This is a genomic window from Methanosphaerula subterraneus (assembly GCF_052055875.1).
In the GTDB taxonomy this organism is placed as follows: Archaea; Halobacteriota; Methanomicrobia; order Methanomicrobiales; family Methanospirillaceae; genus Methanosphaerula; species Methanosphaerula subterraneus.
Map to the genome: position 1 here is coordinate 2,424,785 of NZ_CP170508.1, position 18,873 is coordinate 2,443,657.

The following is an 18,873-nucleotide window of genomic DNA, read 5'->3' on the forward strand; positions in this document are numbered from 1 at the left end:
CTGAATTAATTTTCTCATAGATATTCGCTCCTGAGAACTTGAACGTTTCAATGAACTCATCACCATAAAATATCAACACCAGTCCCCTCGTTAATCTCTAGAGGAAACCCCCTCCAAAACACCAGGTTTAAGGGTTCAAGTACTTGATAATGCAGGGCATCATGAGGCCAGTTGTACCGGGCAAAGAATTCGTCGAGTTGCCCTGACTAGAATTTTTAATCAGTTAATCTCGGAGCGGATTGAAAGTGATGCGATGATCAAATGGATCTATATCCAACCGAAAATTGCAGAGAGTGAAGCCGAAATGTTGTATCATCATCGTTTTCCACAGCCATAATCCGAAAGTTTGTCGCAATCTTTTTTTCGTTTGTATGGCCTGAACTCAACGATATGGGGAATGACAGAATGATCGAGATGATCTCAATGAGTGTATTTTCGATATCTGTATATTCGGGTCTGTAAAAATAATATAGTGAACGATAGGGTGCGATATTTCGATGAAATTAATATATTAAGGGCTATTGCTACCCTGGCCGTAATTAGCATCCATGTCTCGGGAGATTTCTCGAAGATAGCCACTGAAAATTTCTTGATGACTGCATATATGGCGGTTAAATCCTTCTCCAGTTTTGCGGTTCCCCTCTTCATCTGTATCTCCGGTTTTGTCTTATACAATAAATATTCAGGTACAATTGCCCTGAAAAATTTTTATGAAAAAAGATTGTTCTCTCTCCTCCCTCCGTATTTTGTTTTCTCTACCTTTTATCTGGTGATACCATATATCATATCGATTGTACTCGCAAAACCAGTCAACCTTGACATTCCGCATATTGTGTATCAGTACGCTACAGGTGGATGTTCTTATCACCTCTGGTTCTTTGTTCTGATAATCCAATTTTACCTTGTGTATCCTGCAATAATTTGGATGTACAGATACTGTGATTCGCGCGATAGATCAATTGAATTTCTCTTCGGGGCCTTTCTTGTCGGATTCTTTTATAATGTATATCCAGTCCCAGACGTCTTGGGGGTAGCTCCGATATTTCTTGGATATCTCTTCTATTTTGTTTTGGGAATGATAGTTCGAAGCAGATATGAGGAGTTGACACTGAAACCTTTAACAAAAACTTCTTTCTATTGCATGTCTGTCCCACTGCTCTGCGGCACAATTTTTGGTACCTTCAACTTCGCTCAAGAATTCTATGCCTTCGATAAAGCAAAAATTTTGCCAGTTTCAGGACCCTACTGGGGTTGGTTTACTGCAATGATAACTCCATTATTCTTTGTAGTTATGTTTGCCTTCTGCCTCGGCCTCTCCCTTCAAATTATATCTCGTAATAGAACGACATTCATATTAATGGAAAAAATCGGTCATTACTCCTTTGGGATCTACCTCGTTCACGCATTCGTATTGTATATGATTGTGCTGGTTTTTTCTTCGTTTGGGTTTGACTGGAATAACTGGTTATTCTATCCCCTTACGTTCTGTCTGACACTCATTCTCAGTATCTTATCAGTGGAGGTAATCCAGCAACTTCCTTATAGTAGATTCATCATTGGCAGCACCAGATAGAGGCTGTACTACCAAATTTTTGATTGTGAATTCAGCCCAAAACAGATCACTTCCCTTCGCCATGTCGTGAAATGCCTGCACTCAGTAACCTTGGGGAATCAACGGGAGTTTTGGAACGACGTCGATGATAATCTCTTCAAAAAAATGGAGAGATGCGCAGTTTATCACTTGTCTTTTATCCTTGGTTGATGCAGATCGAAGGTTGTCAGCAGGTTATAATCTGTCCTATGGGTGAACGGTGGTGGAGAGAAGGGGTTGTATTGCACCTACTAAACGTCATTCCATTCATCAGGCTTACCAGATCGGTCATCATGAATGCTGCCGAGGAATAGGTGACTGGTAGAAAGTGTTTGGTAATGAAGAGGAGATGATCTGCCACGGAAACAGAACTCGCTGAAATTGGGGCACCTCCGGAACCCCACTAAAAATTGTCTTATTGTGGTGTGCTGGGTAGATGTACAATATCTAATATTCAGAAAAAATTGCCGATAATTAATCAATTTCAAAAAATAGTAAACATTTAAATCGTCGCTGAATTGAGATCAAAAGGAATTAATCTCTTTTCAGATAAAAATAATGTAACTGGATAAGATAATTGGTGGAAAAAAGTGCGGATCTTATTTGTATCAATGTCAGAGAGTATCCACACCGTTCGTTGGATCTCACAGATCGCTGATGAAGGGTGGGATCTCCATCTGTTTCCCAGTGTAGACCAGGGTATCACTCATCCACAGTTAAGAGGGGTCGACATCCATCACTCCTTCTATGTACACCATGATAAAATTCCCAATGTTCAATTTCATGGAATTCCGGTCCCCGCCAGAGGCCTGGCCTGGAAAGGAATTGGATTATTAAGAATGATAGATGCTGATTACCGTGTCCGTCAACTCAACAGATTGATTAAGAAAATTCAACCGGATATCATTCAATCGCTGGAGTTCCAGGCTGGCGGGTACCTCACTTATAAGGCAAAAATGAACTATCAGGGGATGTTTCCACCATGGATTGCGACCAATTGGGGTAGTGATATCTATTTTTTTAGGAGAGATAAAGATCATGAGAAAAAGATACGGGAACTCCTGGAGGCCTGTGACTATTATTCTAGCGAGTGTCAAAGGGACATTGACCTTGCAGAGAAGATGGGATTCCGAGGAAGGTATCTGCCTGTCATTCCCAATGGAGGGGGTTATGATATCAAGACCATGACAGAATACCGCCAGGACAGCAGACCATCAGATCGACGAGTAGTAATCGTGAAAGGATACCAGGGATGGGCGGGGCGTGCACTTGTGGCTCTTGAGGCTGTTGAATCGTGCGCCGAACTACTACAGGGATATGATATTGTAGTGTATTCCGGTACATCCCTTGATGTTAAGATGAAAGTACGGGATATCCGGGAAAAATTCGGGATTCGTATCTCTCTTCTTCCTCAGGTTTCGCATGAGGAACTGATGAAGGTGTTCGGCAGATCCAGAATATATATCGGTTTGAGTATATCAGATGGAATAAGCACTTCGTTACTTGAATCGATGATTATGGGGACATTTCCCATCCAATCGGACACAGCCTGTGCAGATGAATGGATATCAGATGGGATAAGCGGGTTCATTGTTCCGGCAGAAGATCCGGAGACCATCGCTGTGGCCATAAAAAGAGCACTGACCGATGACGACCTGGTGGATCAGGCGTCGGTTATCAATGAAAGAATTGTCTGGCAGCGACTCGATCAGTCTGTCGTAAAACCACAGGTTATCAGGATGTACAAAGAGATCTATGCTGAAAATGGATTGTAAACCGGAAACAAATGCCAGAATATTACCTCACTGGAATACTATTATCCCCCTCTATTGATAATTATTGTATATCAGTTCTCTGAAATGCATGACCGTTTGTGGAGAATAATTCCTAATTCCTCAGTCAGAGGGAATGATATATCCGGGACAGATGATCTCATGAAGATATTGCTCTTAACAGATATTCCTCCATGCAAAGACTATACTGCCGGCATTGTTCTTGATCAACTCTGTCGGTTCGTTTCGGATGATGAACTAGTCTGTTCCTGTGTCCATGATCCTGCAATAACAGTGCAGTTATCAGAAGATCTCAACTTTCCTGTGGAATATTACCTAAAACCCCGTGAGAATTGGGATTTTTTTGGTCCGGTCGGAACCCTATCATCCCTGATAATGGAAGAGTACACCGAGAGGATCGGGTTAAAGGACCTCTCCGGAAAGATCATTCTTTTTGGCAGGACTCATGACGTTGACAGGGTCTGGTGTGTGCTGCAGGGGCAGACGATGATTCGCCTGGCCACTGCAGTAACTGAAGGTCTGCAGGTGCCGCTCCTGACCCAGGTCTGGGACCCCCCGTACTGGTGGCTGAGGGATAACAGAGTTGATCCCATCACCTCATCTAAAGTGCTCAAAAAGTTTGCAAAAGCTGTTCAGAGAAGCCGGATCTGTGCGACTGCATCTCTGCCAATGGCAGAAGAATACCATAATAATTACGGCACACCTACCATCGCATTCCTTCCAAGCCTCGACTGTGAAGAGGCGCTGTCACCATCGGACACCCCCCACAGTGAAAGTGAACTGATCATTGGAGTAGCAGGGCAGATTTATGCTCAGGAAGAGTGGAAAGCGCTTTTACATGCATTGGATGAACATGCGTGGAAGATTGGGGGCCGGCAGGTCAGGATACGGCATGTGGGAAAGCCCATATTGGTTGAAGAGGGTATGTCTGATCGGATTGAGTTATGCGGCTGGAACACCCAGCAGGAGACGATACGTCTTCTGTCTGAAACGGATATTACCTACTGCCCGTACTGGTTCGATCCTCGATATGAAAATGAAGCCCGGTTAAGTTTTCCCTCCAAATTGACAACCTATTATGCATCAGGGAGGCCGGTGCTCTTTCACGGTCCACCCTACGCCGCCCCGGCACAATTTATCGAAAAAACTCATTCCGGAATTTGCTGTTACTCCCTTGAACATGAGGCAATCATCAAGAGTCTCGTCGATATCTGTGATAACTCAGAGAATTATAGAGATCTAACACATAATAGCAGAGATGCATTTGTTGAAAACCTGACACTGGATAGTCTTGAACGGAACTTCATGGAATTTATTCACATCAGTGATAAACGCCAACACGGCGAAGAATGAGTTGCTCATTCAATTCTTGAGGAAATGGTCATCTCAAACTTATCCCGACCTTTCACCACGTAAATGGAATGATCCTCATTCTGTGATATGGGGGTCTGCTTCTGATCAATCTGTCGTGCAGTATGGATGCAACCCGACATTGTAAAAAATAAATAATATCTACAGGGGATCAGATGTCAGATCTCCATTATATCAGTTATCCTGTCTTCAAAAATCTTCTAGTGAGAACCAAATTTCCTAAATTTTTTATGAAAAATATCGGTTCGCTCGTAAAAGAAAGAGCAATTATGTAGAGTGAAAGAATGGGATTTCTACGAACTGGAAGAGTACCAATATTATATAATATCATACTCATCGATTTTTTGATGTATTTTTTATCCTCATGAGAAAGATTAGGATTCTCTAAATACGAATGTTTAAGTTGTCTGAGATTTTTTGTTGTTGTGATATACTCCTCTGTCGAGAAAATATTTGATTGTCTGTAGATGATTCTTACATTATTTAGAGGAATTTCATATTTTAAAGTCGATGATAATGCGGTTTGCGATACCTTAATCGCATGATTCATTTGAATTTCTGAATAAGTTTTTGAAATATTCAGATCATGTTTTCTCAGGTTAATAAGAAGCAATGGGATGTTGGACATTTTTGTGTTGTTAAATCCCCTTACCCATAATGCATAATCTTCACAGTGAATATCTGAATTCAGGTATTGTCCATTTCTTTCAAAAAAACTTTTTCGGACGATAACAGAAGGATGTGCGATTGCACAGAAAAAATGAAGATCCCACTTAATTAGATCTGATGTTGAAGAGGGTTTAAAAAAATCTATGATCTCCCCCTCTTTATTAGTTATGTTTGCCCATGTCCCGCATAATCCAACATCGGGATTCCTTTCGAGGTATTCTATTTGTTTTTCGAATCTCTGGGGATGACTTACATCATCCTGATCCATTCGAGCAATATATTCCCCATGTGCATCTTTTATTCCTTTATTAAGAGATCCTACTAGCCCAATATTTTTCTCATTTTGGATAATAATTATCCGAGGATCCGAATAATTTTTCATTATTTGAAGTGATTTATCCCGGGAGCCATCGTCTATGAGAATAAGTTCAAAATCAGTATAGGTTTGATTTAGTATGCTTTCTATTGATTCTCCTAGAAAAGATTCTCCATTATAGACTGGCATTATTACTGAAATAGCAGGTGTATTTGGTTTTGATGAGTCATTATTGTATAATTCATTCATTAAGGATCACATCTTTACTATCTATTGATTGATTATTAGAGGTTATTGTATGGCTCGGTTAAGATCCCACTATCCATCCAAATGAACTCAAATGAAGCGCCATTACAGGTTTCATCGATCTTTATTGTTAATCCAAAGAAGAATAGAATCTTTCCCAAATAGATACCACGTTTGATGTGGGAGTGGTTCACACGTGCAATAATATGAACTGCCCCTGTATCCATGACTGATCATCTCTCCTCCATCATCAAATTCTTTCTGCAGGTCACCTGCTCCTCTTTAACGTCCATGAGGATGAATCCTGGACCCCTGATGAGCGATTCTTCCACAAACGGATTTTTGCATATTAATAATAACATCTTCCGCGATATCGGATCATATAGATATTATGATCCCGGATTGATCCCCTCATCGGATTTTCATAGAATTCCACATACGTAAAATCCCTTCTTCTATGGAGATTTCTGGCTTCCATCCTGAAATAGATTCTAATCGAGTATTGTCGAGCACATTTGCAGGAACGTCAAGTGAACGTGGTGGCAATAGTTTTATATTTACTGCTAGACCCTCCTTCGTCGCATGTTGGGAAATGATATCGAGGATTTCTTTATTATTTCTCCCTACTCCCGTTCCAATGTTGTAGATGTTTCCTGGTGCACCAAATTCGGCCGCCGAAACGATCCCTTTGGTCGTGTCGGAAACATGGATATAATCTCTTATCGTTCCAGTTTGACCGAACATAGTGATCTTTCTGCCATCAAGGACTGAGGCAATAGCGGTTGGAATAAAGCCTTGCCCGGTATAAGGTCTCTGACCTTCACCATATACATTTGATGGTCGGACACAGATAACGGGGACATTTGACAATTTATGATACATTAGTGCGTATTTTTCTATTACAAGTTTGGTTATTCCATAGGGGGATATAGGATTCGTAGGGTGGTCCTCTGGAATGGGGATTGATATTGGCATTCCATAAATGGTACCCCCTGAAGATACAATTACCAGTTTTTTTACAGATGTATGACCAATGGATTCGAATAGGGTATTATTTGGCGGAAGATTCAGTAATATATCTTTAATTGGATCTTTAAAACTCACCTTTGAAACCGATGAATATGCCAGATTGACTACACAATCGACATCCTGAATGACATCGAGTAAAAATTTCTTATCCCCATAATCCCCGGTATAATATGCCACATCGGGCGGAAATATGCCGTCGCTGATTTTAGACCTTCCAATGACTGATATCTCCTTACCCCTTGAATGGAGATAGTGCCAGAGATGTCTCCCTATGAATCCTGCACCCCCGATTAGACAATAACGTTTCATCTAGATATACTCCGTTTTTTTCTGATATTAACTTGATTTTTTATTAAATTGCGATCAGACTTCCATAATGTTTCCCTATCTATACTGGAGATATTTCACTAGATATTCGAAAGAAAGATCCGGCGCATCCCAATAACTTTTTTCCTTTCAGATATTACAGGACAAGATTCATTATAAGGAGGAAAACTGATATCCCTTATGATTGCGCATCTTGCGCATCAACCTTGTATACTAGCATTATAAATGAGATTTTTGGAACCATTGTCGTAACTATATTCATCTCAAATAGTAATCCAACTCTCCGGGATCAGATCCTTTGTATCATTATCAGATGAATTGAACCAGTTTTTTGGTGCGTAGACCTGCTTGTCTGGGTATTTGCAGAGCCAGGCACCCCACCAACTGAAGGAACTATTTGCGATGATGTGATGGTTGCAGAGGCTCATCAATCTCATATCTTCATAATCCTTATCAGGGCCGTTGATCTCCACTAGTGTTGATGGATAGGCCAATTTCAGGTTATTCCTGACCCACTCCTGATCGTCTGAGAAGATGAAGAGATGGGGTTCCTCTACAGTCTCCGTGAGTTTTTCCAGGGCTCGACGATAATAATCGAACGAACAGGTCCCATGGATCTCATTGGTGATGGGATTTGAGATATAATCTCCTCTTCTGATGTGAAGGTTGACCGATTCGGTGGAATGAATCAATTCTGTCAGTTCCCTGTTTGCTTTATCTTGCTCGTCTTTGATAGAGAACTCCGGTTTTAATAATCCTTGAATATCTTTGAAATATCTTTCTGATTGCCAGTATCCTTCCAGATAAACATTATTCGGGAGAAATAATACCCGTTCGTCGAAATCAAATGATTGTTCTTTTACGTACTGTATTCCTTTTTCTTTAGTAAACAGATTTCTGATTCCAATGCGTAATGCATCCAATCGCGAAAATGGAATCTTTTTTAGTAGATCTGGAGATGCAATTTTTCCAATTATCTTGAATTTTTCAAGACTGTAATCCCTCAATGAATCGGATGCAAATCTGGTTAAGTCGAGATATAGTTCGGTATTTTGGATATGAGCCAGTCTTCGCCCGGCTGCATACTGAAACATCTGGTTGCCGAGACCACCTTTCAGCTGTACAATAATCATCGATTCTCTACCTTTTTTTGTATGCTCATGAAAACAAAAATCAGTCTTCTTTCGATCCCTGATCATTTCCCGACTATCGTTCTAAGACCAATGGATCCAGTCAGGGGGGATCATATAAAACAGCCTGGATTTGATTGAATTTTTCAACTTCGACGTTCGAAATCCTGAACTGTTTTTTCCAATATCCCGGAGGGATTCCATTTTTAGTATTGTTCAATTGAGGATGCCTGTTACCCTTTTTATATTAATTTTCTAACAATTGCTGATATAAATTTTCATATCTTTGTACAATTTTTTCCCAGGTATAATTTTTCTCCCAAGCTTCATATCCACACCTTCCGCGTATCTCCCGGATATCTGGATGTAAATACATATCTTCAAGGAGGGCTGAAGAGCCCTTAATCTCTGCTTTACAATATCCGTTTTCGTTGCATTTGGTTGGTAATATTATACCGCATCCATTCGACCACATATTAATCTCTTTTGCATTTCCAACATCAGTTGAAAGGAATGGTGTCTTCGAGGCCATACATTCAAACAATACAATTGGTGAACACTCGATGTTTGAAGGGAATAAAAAAAGATCTGCTTCACAATACGCGGCAACGGTCTCTTGTCTTGAAAGTGATTCAATAATTAATTGTTTATCCGATATTTTTGAGAATGGGTTCCATCGATAAAGTTTTTCAGATCTTTTACATGCATTTATACATCCTCCTTTGACCTCATTACCAATTATCAGAAGGGTTGCATTTTTTATCTTCGCTTTGGTAAATATCTGAATTGCTTCTTTATGTCCTTTTATCCCGGTGTGAGACCCAACATGCAATATTAAAAAATGATCCTCGGGTATGTTTAATTTCGCTCTAATATTCAATGTGTTTTTTTGGCGGAATTCGTCTTCTCCAGCACCATTTGGAATTATTTCACGCCTAATATTTTTGATTTCTCTGGAGAAATTTATATCTCGATAATCATTTGATAGGAAGATGCATGCATCATACTGAGGTAATATATTCTTCATTCTTTTAAAATATTCAGAGTATTCTGGTATGTATAACCCTGAAAAACCACAAGGAACTAGGATTTTTTTTGCAGGGATTTCGTGGATTACTGGAAAAACCAGGTCGGTCGTCCATTGCTGGGCAGCATAATTCATTACAATATCATACTTAGAATCTCTAACGAGCTTTTGATACTGTTCAATCTCTCCAGAATAACCGTGAATTGGGTTCCCAGAGATCTCAAATTCTTCAATATTTACACCATTAATTATCCTTTCAGTACGTTCAGATAATTTGGTGGTAGCGATTGTTACAGTATGCCCTTTTTTAACCAATCGTTCAGATAATTGTTTTACTACTTCCTGTGCTCCACCCACACTAGGAGAATAATATTCAACAGTATGCAAAATTTCCATTACACATCATCACTTTTTTTTGATATACTGATCATATATGGCGAAAACCATCGATTGGGAATATGAACATGACGATCAATTTTATTTGACGTTTTTTGAATTATATCTAGAATTTTTTGAGATATGAAATTTTGTGGAAACGATTCTGTCCAAAAGTTAATCGTTTTATAATATCCATCATATAATATTTCCATATTATTTTTCTTCAATATCTCTCTCCAGCGAGGTAGGCTCATCGTTTCTACAACGTGGCGATCGAGATTTTTCGAATCAAATAACCTATGAAATATATATTGACCTCGTGTAAAGTTGGGACAAGCGATTATTAAGATTCCAGAAGGCTTTAACAAATCAGTATGTTTTTCTATCACTGCATCCAAATCCGAAAAATGTTCGATAAATCCAAATGAGCATACTACATCATAAGTTTCTGGTGGGTCAAAGTTTAAAAAATCTTCATTGAAAAAATGACCAATTTTTACCCTTTCGGAATTTAAGAAAGAAGGTAATCTATCTTCAATGAAAGGCGTTCTATCAATACCATTGACTGTGTAATTAAATTTCTTTCCTAAATATACCAGATACCCTCCTGGATAACAACCGACCTCAAAACACGTCCCATTGGGTTTTAGATATTTGTCAAATATCTCTTTGAATAAAATAGAGTCTTCATTATATCGAAGTGTAAGATTTTGATATCCTTTATCCCAATAGTTCTGATCAACAATTGAACTCATATTAAATATTCCTGATAGTATTTTTAATTCTAGTTATTTAAGATATTAGAGGAGGTATGAAGTTAATTTGTTTTTTCGGTTACCCATTGCAGCAAGGGCCTTATTACTCCGCCATAACCGCCATAATAGTCACCTCTTACTGTTGATCCGTCAAGTATTTCGAATCTTAACACCTCATTTGTTAAGTTATTATCAGAAAAATTCTTCCCGAATATGTTAACACTCATATTAAAAATTCCGTTGTTAAATAAATCTCCTGGTATCTTGCAGATTGAGAAATAGTCTCCTTTAGACATTTGTTTATTATAATAATTGGGTTCGTGGTTGTTTATTGACCCAAAAATGCAGTTATTTTCATTGTCGTAGAATGTGACTGTGAATCCTGATGAACTGTTGTCGTTTAATACTTCATAATGAATCATGATATTAAACGGAGTATCGGTATATATGGTTTCTAACTGTTTACCACTTTCATCTCGAATTGAAACATCTTTAAGAATTATATTTGAGTTACGGGGCGCATATTTTGGATCGGGCCAAGACATTGACACTCGATTTTCTTGGATTTCACTCGTATATGTTTCGATAACGGATTCGATAGGCCCTTTAATATCTATTTTTCCATTTTTTAGGAGAATCCCTCTTTTACAGAGATTTCTAATTGCTGTAATATTGTGACTTACAAAGAGCACTGTCCGTCCTTCTTCTGCAACAGCCCCCATCTTGCCGAGACATTTTTTTTGGAATGCTGCATCTCCAACTGCAAGAACTTCATCAACAATGAGGATTTCCGGCTCAAGATGAGCTGCTACGGCGAATGCAAGTCGAACGTACATCCCACTTGAATAGCGTTTAACAGGAGTATCAAGGAATTGTTCAATCTCGGCGAACTTTACAATTTGATCGAACTTCTCCTCAATTTCTGCCTTTTTCATCCCCATGATGGAGCCGCTCAGAAAGATGTTCTCTCGACCGGTCAGTTCGGGGTGGAACCCGGTCCCTACCTCCAGTAAAGACCCGATCCGACCGTGAACCTCGACGGTCCCCTCAGTCGGTGCTGTTATCCGGGAGAGGATCTTCAGCAGCGTCGACTTGCCGGCACCATTCCTCCCGATGATCCCAATGGCTTCGCCCTTCTTCACCTCGAACGAGACATCTCTGAGCGCCCAGAAGGTGCCGGCCTCATCCTTCTCCTCAGAGCCCTGACGCTGCAACCGCTGAAACGGCGACTTCACAGCCCTGGTGATCGTCTCACCCAGGGTTTTGTATCCTCCGGTCTGTTGTCCCAATTTATACCGTTTACCGAGGTTCTTCACCCTGATCGCAATCTCGTCTGACATAGTATCCTCACACCAGATCCGCGAAGTACTGCTCCATCTTCTTGAAGTAGAACAGTCCCGACACCAGCACCACCACGACCACCCCGACTGAGACCAGGATCATCGCACTCGGCGGTGTCGTCCCGAGCAGAGCCCATCGGAACCCTTCGATCACGCCGGCCATCGGGTTCAGCCCGTACAGCACCCTGAACTTCTCCGGCAGCATCGAGGCCGGGTACACCACCGGCGAAGCGTACATCCAGATCTGAATCAGGAACGGCACCGTGTACTGAAAGTCCCGGTACTGCACGTTCAGCGCCGAGAGCCAGAGGCCGACCCCGAGCGAGGTCGCTATCGCGAGCAGCAGAAATGCCGGCAGGAAGATCACGTTCACCGTCGGCACGAACCCGTAGTAGAACATCATTGCGATCAGGATCGAGAACGCGATGCAGAAGTCCACCAGCGGGGACATGATCCCTGAGATCGGCATCAGCAGCCGCGGGAAGTAGACCTTGGTCATGATGGGCGCATTGGCGACCATGCTGTTCGTCGACCTGGTCATCCCTTCGGCGAAGAGCGTCCATGGCAGCAGCGCCGCGTAGCTGAAGAGCGGGTACGGGATCCCGTCGGACGGGATCTTCGCGAACGCCCCGAAGATCAACGAGAAGATGAGCATCGTGAAGAGCGGTTGGATGACTGCCCAGGCGAACCCGAGGCCGGTCTGCTTGTACCGGATCTTCACATCCCGCCAGGTGAAGAAGTAGAGCAGTTCGCGATATGCCCAGATCTCCTGAAAGTCGATCGGCACCCACTTCCGCGGCGGGCGGATGATCAGGGTTGGGACCTCCTCTTCGTGATGGGCGGTGCTGGTCATAGAAATGTGGTATAATCTTTGACACATGATCAGATAAACCTGCAGGAACGGGTTGTTGGGCTCCTCTCTTCACAAGGGTGTGTCTTCCCGCCGAGCGGTTGATGCGGATGTGATCATGGCTTCATTACGAACCATTCGTCCCCACTGGTAATGCTCGATGATTGGATCGAACTGGTATGATCCGTCGTCTGTGATCGCTCCGATCGACCGGGATCCTCATCGTAAACCCCTGTCGACGCCATTGTTCTGATCTCGATCGTCCCCTCACTCTAATCTGCGTGGATCTCCCGGTCGTTTGTGCTCGGGAGGTCTCTGGTAATAAGAATAGAAATTATGAGTCTGTAGAGCAAAATAATATGAGAATATTCTGGTGCAGGATTCGATGGTCGATATTTTGAAAGAGATCTGGTGGGACAGGTTTTTTTGAACCCGCTGGATACTCCGGTTCTTTGGGATGCTACTCAAAAAAATGGTCGGAGTGCTTTACTGGATGGAGTGAAAGGGTTTGCAATCCTCCTCGTCGTCTTTGGACATTCGATCCAATCAGCGTTTCCGAATTTTGACAATTCACTGGTCTTTTCAGTCATCTACTCCTTTCATATGCCTCTGTTTATGTTTGTGAGCGGGTTCCTCGCACTTCATCGCATTGAGAATGTGAATCTCAGTTTTTTTAAGAGAAAGATTCAGCAACTGGTTGTTCCTTTTGCTTCATGGTATCTGATCGGATATGGCATCCTGATTCTGAGAGATTCATTGAATCATTCACACCTATCCATCCCCATTAACTTCGGAGAGTATATTTTCCGTCTGATCATCAACCCTGATTGGGGATTGTGGTTTTTGTGGGTTCTCTTTCTGAACTTCGTCGTGATCGCAGTTGCGTTAAAATATGAACGGTATTTTGGAATCCTGGTGATCCCTCTCGCGATCGTCATAATTAACCTGATACCCGTCGGCTCCTGTGGAATCGGATTGTTAAAATGGCATCTACTATTTTTTTCTGCAGGATATCTTGTCTCCAGATATCGAAATTTGCTCACTGCACAGAGCCATCTCCTCTTTTCGTTCTCCGCGCTCTTCCCCCTGTACGCCTTCTACTGGAAGAGGATCTGGAGTGACGAGTATCATCATGTGATCACCATGATCCCGACTCTTGAAAAATGGGGGGTCTTGACGATCGCTTTGATAAAAATATATAATTATACTATTCCCTTTGTCGGGATCATCTTCTCATTCCTCCTAATTGAGAAGATACAGCGTTTCGTTTCTGTGTTCAATCCCATCTGCTGGCTCGGTACAGTCACCCTGGATATCTATGTCAGCCACCAGTTATTCCTTAGGTTGGGCCTGGGAGAGGGATATTTATACATTGTATCTTCAGGGCTCATCGCCCTCTTTTTATCACTGCTCCTCTCGTTTGGGGTATTGAGGCGGTCATCTTTCTTAAAACGAATCTTATTAGGGATGAAATCTTAAAACCCCCCTTCTGCGCTTCGTTTTGATCGGATAATCTGGCCGGGATGTGGCTGTGTTCTCCTGGTGGGGAAGTTCACTGATCAGAGCCGCCTCCCTCGATTGCCCGCAGCATCGCCTCAACCCCCACGGTTGGTGTCGCCAAGTGCAGCGAGAACCCAATGGAGGGAGGGCCGCACCTCATACCGTCCGTGGGGTGGCATCATTTGGATCAACACGACCTCCTAAACCAGAAAGCTCGATCCGCCCCCGGTTACCGAAACACACGGGCTATTATTCCTTCTCGTCATTGTTCTCATCCGCGTAGCACGCCTCATATTGGACCGCCTGTGTCGCCATCCGGCGGGCGATACTGATGAAGGCCTCGGGTGACCTCTGGAGCTCGACGGAATCGTCCTGAACGCCGCTGCCGGCGCCATCGACCCGTCCGCGGCCATCGTCACCTCCGGGCGGTCCGCATTGAGCATCCGGACCTGTGATGGGTCTAGTCCGCTGGGGATGCCATCTCTGTTCATAACGGACAGATCGACCGGCTGAACCATCCGAATCGGTGACCTGTCACCCTGTGGTGACACTATTTCGATCGTCCCCGCCGGCTGGAGAAGTACCCCACCTCCACCCAGAGATCCGCTCTTTCCTCTGCACGGATCTTCCGTCACCAGCATTTTGCATTCAACGGCATGGTCACCAATCGCGAACCCGGGCAGAGACCCGGTGTCCTGAAAGGAATCTTTATCACCCCACATCCCCATGGGGGGCCTTATGACAGATCAGAGCAAAAAAACCTTAACAACAGACCAGGGGGTTCCGGTTGCCGATAACCAGAACTCCCTCACTGCCGGACAACGTGGGCCGACCCTCCTGCAGGATGTCAGTCTGATCGAGAAACTGGCACATTTTGACCGGGAGCGGATACCGGAACGCGTGGTACATGCGAAAGGAGCCGGCGCTCATGGCTACTTCCAGGTGTATCAGAGCATGGCACCGTACACGAAGGCAAAGTTTCTCCAGGACCAAAAGAAGAAGACTCCGGTCTTTGTCCGGTTCTCAACTGTCGTCGGTGCGCGGGGCTCTGCGGAGACGGTACGGGATCCCCGGGGATTTGCAGTGAAGTTCTACACCGAAGACGGGAACTACGACCTCGTGGGGAATAACCTGCCGGTCTTCTTCATCCGGGATGCGATCAAGTTCCCCGACATGGTGCATGCATTCAAACCAGCGCCGGACACCAATATCCCAGTCAGTTCATCGGCCAACAGCCGGTTCTGGGACTTCATATCGCTGACACCGGAATCCACCCATATGATCACCTGGCTCTTCTCGGATCGTGGCACTGTGAAGAGCTTTCGGAAGATGGAGGGGTTCGGGGTGAACACCTACATCTGGGTGAATGAGAAGGGCAAGGGCGTGTATGTGAAATACCACTGGAAGCCAGCGGCAGGCATCGAGACCATCGACCGCCACGAATCGACGCGGCTTGCCGGTGAGGATCCGGACGTCGCCACCCGGGACCTATTTGCCTGGATCGCTTCTGGAAAAACGGTCGAATTCGAACTCAATGTCCAGCTGATGGAGTTTGATGATGAGTTCAACCTGGACTTCGATCCGCTCGATGCTACGAAGACCTGGCCGGAGGATCGGTATCCTCTCATGAAGGTCGGAAAGATGGTCCTTGACAAAAACCCATTGAATTATTTTGCCGAGGTGGAACAGGTGGCATTCTGCCCTGCCTCCCTTGTTCCCGGGATTGAACCGTCAGCCGACAAACTTCTGCAGGGCCGGTTGTTCTCGTACGCGGATACGCAGCGGCACCGGCTCGGACCGAATTACCTTCAGATCCCGGTGAACCAGCCGAAGGTGCCGGTCAACAACAACCAGCGGGACGGGTTCATGCAGTCCGGCGCCGGGCACAGTGGGACGGTCAATTTCGAGCCCAATTCGCTGGGCGGCGGAGAGCCACACCAGTCCGGTGACCCGACCTTCGAAGGTCGACCGATCGTGGGAGGGCACGTCCGTCAGAAGATCGCCCTGACCAACGACTTCCAGCAGGCAGGTGAACGCTACCGCTCGCTCTCCAAAAAGGATCAGGACCATCTCGTGGACAATGCTGTCGACTCGCTTGGTCATGCGAAGTCGGAGATCCAGAAGCGCATGGTGGAGAACTTTAAATCTGCAGATGCAGAACTCGGGGAACGTGTGAAGAAAGGACTGAATCTTTGAACGGTGCACCCGGTGCGCTCCGTATCATCTCGTGGAAGATCACTCCGGTGCCCCCTGAAGTGTGCCCATTGTTACGTGGATACAGGCGAAGATGAAGCAGCCGGAGCGCTCTCCACGGAGGAGACATTCGCCGTCATTGACTCGATCTATGAGATGGGGGGCTACTGTTTCATGATGCCCACTGACTGACGCCTGTGGTGCAGTCACCGTCAAAAGAAAGAATTAGTCCAGACCGGGATTCGCTTCATTCGTGCAGGTTACCGACCTCCCCAAGTACCTGCAGCATCGCCTCCACCTCCACCGCCGGCGGGGCGCAGGCCTGCCCTGAGCAGACGTACGCGGTGGCCCTCCCCTCCTTCATCCCCAGCAGCTCAGTGAACGGCGCCACGGCCGCAAGATCGGCCCCGCCGCCGGCCGGCTTGAACTGGGTCGTCGTCACCGGCAGGAACCGTTCTGCGAGCGCCCGGATCATCGCCGCGGTATCGGCCGCCCCCTCCTCGCCGACCACGACCACCTCCTGCGCAGGGCCGAGGGCGAAGTCCAGGCCGGCGAGGAAGAAGGTCGCGATCAGTGGCGACCGCTCCACCACCCCAGCCATGAACCGGCCGAGGGTTCCGGCCTGCTCCTCGTATGCCGGCTCACCGGTCAGCCGGGCGAGCAGCAGCAGATCCATGAAGGCGACCGAGTTCGCCGACGGTATCGCCCCATCGTACTGCTCCTTCTGTCGGACGATCAGGTCGGTCGCGTCCTCGGCCGCCGAGAAGAATCCGCCCCCTGCCAAGTCCCAGGTCCGGGCGATAAACTCCTTCATCAGTTCGACCGCATCGGCCAGGTACCGGACGGCGAACGTCGCCTGGTAGAGATCGAGCAGCCCCCAGATCAGGGCGGCGTAGTCCTCGGCCTGTGCGCTGATCGCTGCCTCGCCATCCCGGGAGCGGTGGAGGAGCCGGCCGTCAGGGCTTCGCATCGTGCCGAGCAGAAAGTCGGCGGCCCTGCCGGCTGCGTCGATATACTCTGCCACCCCGAAGGCCCTGCCTGCCCTGGACAGCGCCGCGATCATCAGCCCGTTCCAGCTGGTCAGTACCTTGTCGTCGGTCAGGGGGGGCACCCGCCCGGTTCTGGCCGCTGCAAGTTTCGCTTCGGCGGTGACGAGATGGGGGTCAGGGTCCTGCAGGGGAGCATCAGGAGACCGGTAGAGCACGTTCCTGCCGATCAGTCCAGGGTGGAACGGATCGGTGAAGTTCCCCTGCTCTGTCACCAGATAGGCGGCTGTGAGTGCGGCCGCCTCCTCCGGGAGCACGATCTTCCGGACCTCCTCGAGTGTCCAGAGGTAATACTTCCCCTCCTCCCCCTCGCTGTCCGCGTCCTGCGCCGCCGCAAACCCCCCCGAACTGGTCGACAGACTGTTCAGCACGTACCGGATCGTCGCCTCCGCGGTCTCCCGGTACTCCGCGTTTCCGGTCGCCAGGAACGCATCAGTGCAGGCGATGACGAGCATCGCCTGGTCGTAGAGCATCTTCTCGAAGTGCGGGACCTTCCAGCCACCGTCCGTCGAGTACCGGTGGAACCCGCCGGCCAGGTGATCATAGATCCCCCCTCTGCGCATCGCTTTCAGGGTCTGCTCCACCATCGCCAGGGCAGCCGGCTCCCCTGAACGCCTCCAATACCGCAGGAGAAAGAGAAGGTTGTGAGGGGCAGGGAACTTCGGGGCGTCCCCGAACCCTCCCCTGGCCGGGTCGAAGGCCGCGGCCAGTGCACGGTAGCCTGCGGTGAGCAGGTCGACCGTCGGTTCAGGGCCGGTGCCGGTCCGGGCGGGCTGGTGAAGTGCCTCAACGACCCGGGTGGCGACCTCGAGCAGGTCGCCGGGCTTCTCTCTCCAGACCTCGGCCACCTTCGGCAGGAGCTCGAGCATCCCGGCCCCCCCGAACCGACTCGTCTTTGGGATGTAGGTGGCGGCGAAGAACGGCCGGCGGTCGGGTGTCATGATGATCGTCAGCGGCCAGCCGCCTGAGCCGGTCATCATCTGGCAGACGGTCATGTAGATCTGGTCGATGTCGGGCCGCTCCTCCCGGTCCACCTTGATGGCGATGTAGTGGTCGTTGAGCAGGGTCGCGACCTCCTGGTCGATGAACGACTCCTCGGCCATCACATGGCACCAGTGGCAGGTCGCGTACCCGATCGAGAGGAAGACCGGTTTCTGCTCGGCCGCCGCCCTGGCGAACGCCTCCTCCCCCCAGGGGAACCAGGCCACCGGCTGGTGGGCGTGGGCCAGCAGGTACGGGCTCTTCTGATCGATCAGCCGGTTGGCGGTCTCTGCCAGGTGTTCTGGAGGTGTGGTCATACACCCTGATGGGC

At 46.5% G+C, this 18,873-nt stretch carries 13 protein-coding genes; 5 read left to right on the forward strand and 8 right to left on the reverse strand.

The window, feature by feature from the left end; translation table 11 throughout:
• The first annotated feature begins 472 nt into the window (after nt 1–472).
• The 3 genes from ACFKSJ_RS11880 (at nt 473) to ACFKSJ_RS11890 (ending at nt 4,737) form a co-directional block, all read left to right on the forward strand.
• Nucleotides 473–1,573: an acyltransferase gene (locus ACFKSJ_RS11880; RefSeq protein ID WP_440950012.1), complete on the forward strand. Its 1,101-nt coding sequence runs from the start codon at nt 473–475 to the stop codon at nt 1,571–1,573.
• 608 nt (nt 1,574–2,181) lie between these two features.
• Nucleotides 2,182–3,366 (forward strand): glycosyltransferase family 4 protein, encoded by a 1,185-nt coding sequence (locus ACFKSJ_RS11885; protein WP_440950013.1) that lies wholly within the window; start codon nt 2,182–2,184, stop codon nt 3,364–3,366.
• An 84-nt stretch (nt 3,367–3,450) separates the two neighbouring features.
• Nucleotides 3,451–4,737 carry a hypothetical protein gene (locus ACFKSJ_RS11890; RefSeq protein ID WP_440950014.1) on the forward strand — a complete coding sequence of 429 codons (1,287 nt, stop codon included), beginning with the start codon at nt 3,451–3,453 and terminating at the stop codon, nt 4,735–4,737.
• Nucleotides 4,738–4,933: 196 nt separating this feature from the next.
• On the opposite strand, the gene ACFKSJ_RS11895 is transcribed toward ACFKSJ_RS11890, so the two are convergent.
• From ACFKSJ_RS11895 to ACFKSJ_RS11925, 7 genes are all read right to left on the reverse strand, one after another.
• Nucleotides 4,934–5,989 carry a glycosyltransferase family 2 protein gene (locus tag ACFKSJ_RS11895; RefSeq protein WP_440950015.1) on the reverse strand — a complete coding sequence of 352 codons (1,056 nt, stop codon included), beginning with the start codon at nt 5,987–5,989 and terminating at the stop codon, nt 4,934–4,936.
• A 408-nt stretch (nt 5,990–6,397) separates the two neighbouring features.
• A complete protein-coding gene (locus ACFKSJ_RS11900; protein ID WP_440950016.1) occupies nt 6,398–7,324 on the reverse strand; it encodes an NAD-dependent epimerase/dehydratase family protein in 927 nt (308 codons plus the stop codon).
• 281 nt (nt 7,325–7,605) lie between these two features.
• On the reverse strand, nt 7,606–8,541 hold the full coding sequence (locus ACFKSJ_RS11905; protein ID WP_440950017.1) for an alpha-1,2-fucosyltransferase: 936 nt from the start codon (nt 8,539–8,541) through the stop codon (nt 7,606–7,608).
• A 178-nt stretch (nt 8,542–8,719) separates the two neighbouring features.
• On the reverse strand, nt 8,720–9,895 hold the full coding sequence (locus ACFKSJ_RS11910; RefSeq protein WP_440950018.1) for a glycosyltransferase family 4 protein: 1,176 nt from the start codon (nt 9,893–9,895) through the stop codon (nt 8,720–8,722).
• A complete protein-coding gene (locus tag ACFKSJ_RS11915) occupies nt 9,895–10,632 on the reverse strand; it encodes a class I SAM-dependent methyltransferase (RefSeq protein WP_440950019.1) in 738 nt (245 codons plus the stop codon). The genes ACFKSJ_RS11910 and ACFKSJ_RS11915 overlap by 1 nt, the downstream gene beginning before the upstream one ends.
• 62 nt (nt 10,633–10,694) lie before the next feature.
• On the reverse strand, nt 10,695–11,972 hold the full coding sequence (locus ACFKSJ_RS11920) for an ABC transporter ATP-binding protein (protein WP_440950020.1): 1,278 nt from the start codon (nt 11,970–11,972) through the stop codon (nt 10,695–10,697).
• A gap of 7 nt (nt 11,973–11,979) precedes the next feature.
• Complete coding sequence (locus ACFKSJ_RS11925) at nt 11,980–12,825, reverse strand: ABC transporter permease (protein ID WP_440950021.1); 846 nt, start codon at nt 12,823–12,825, stop codon at nt 11,980–11,982.
• 408 nt (nt 12,826–13,233) lie between these two features.
• On the opposite strand from ACFKSJ_RS11925, the gene ACFKSJ_RS11930 reads away from it, so the two are divergent.
• Both ACFKSJ_RS11930 and ACFKSJ_RS11935 read left to right on the forward strand, forming a co-directional pair.
• Nucleotides 13,234–14,301 carry an acyltransferase family protein gene (locus ACFKSJ_RS11930; RefSeq protein WP_440950022.1) on the forward strand — a complete coding sequence of 356 codons (1,068 nt, stop codon included), beginning with the start codon at nt 13,234–13,236 and terminating at the stop codon, nt 14,299–14,301.
• 759 nt (nt 14,302–15,060) lie between these two features.
• Nucleotides 15,061–16,518, forward strand: coding sequence for a catalase (locus tag ACFKSJ_RS11935; protein WP_440950023.1), 1,458 nt, complete (start codon nt 15,061–15,063; stop codon nt 16,516–16,518).
• A 244-nt stretch (nt 16,519–16,762) separates the two neighbouring features.
• Here ACFKSJ_RS11935 and ACFKSJ_RS11940 read toward each other — a convergent pair whose 3' ends face one another.
• On the reverse strand, nt 16,763–18,859 hold the full coding sequence (locus ACFKSJ_RS11940) for a thioredoxin domain-containing protein (RefSeq protein WP_440950024.1): 2,097 nt from the start codon (nt 18,857–18,859) through the stop codon (nt 16,763–16,765).
• Nucleotides 18,860–18,873: the final 14 nt, after the last annotated feature.

What these genes read in the sequence shown, in the direction of transcription:
- ACFKSJ_RS11905 (WP_440950017.1), bottom strand. Translation starts at nt 8,541, where the DNA reads ATGATCAGGGATCGAAAGAAGACTGATTTTTGTTTTCATGAGCATACA.
- ACFKSJ_RS11915 (WP_440950019.1), bottom strand. Translation starts at nt 10,632, where the DNA reads ATGAGTTCAATTGTTGATCAGAACTATTGGGATAAAGGATATCAAAAT.
- ACFKSJ_RS11935 (WP_440950023.1), top strand. Translation starts at nt 15,061, where the DNA reads ATGACAGATCAGAGCAAAAAAACCTTAACAACAGACCAGGGGGTTCCG.
- ACFKSJ_RS11890 (WP_440950014.1), top strand. Translation starts at nt 3,451, where the DNA reads ATGCATGACCGTTTGTGGAGAATAATTCCTAATTCCTCAGTCAGAGGG.
- ACFKSJ_RS11925 (WP_440950021.1), bottom strand. Translation starts at nt 12,825, where the DNA reads ATGACCAGCACCGCCCATCACGAAGAGGAGGTCCCAACCCTGATCATC.
- ACFKSJ_RS11920 (WP_440950020.1), bottom strand. Translation starts at nt 11,972, where the DNA reads ATGTCAGACGAGATTGCGATCAGGGTGAAGAACCTCGGTAAACGGTAT.
- ACFKSJ_RS11900 (WP_440950016.1), bottom strand. Translation starts at nt 7,324, where the DNA reads ATGAAACGTTATTGTCTAATCGGGGGTGCAGGATTCATAGGGAGACAT.
- ACFKSJ_RS11910 (WP_440950018.1), bottom strand. Translation starts at nt 9,895, where the DNA reads ATGGAAATTTTGCATACTGTTGAATATTATTCTCCTAGTGTGGGTGGA.
- ACFKSJ_RS11940 (WP_440950024.1), bottom strand. Translation starts at nt 18,859, where the DNA reads ATGACCACACCTCCAGAACACCTGGCAGAGACCGCCAACCGGCTGATC.
- ACFKSJ_RS11895 (WP_440950015.1), bottom strand. Translation starts at nt 5,989, where the DNA reads ATGAATGAATTATACAATAATGACTCATCAAAACCAAATACACCTGCT.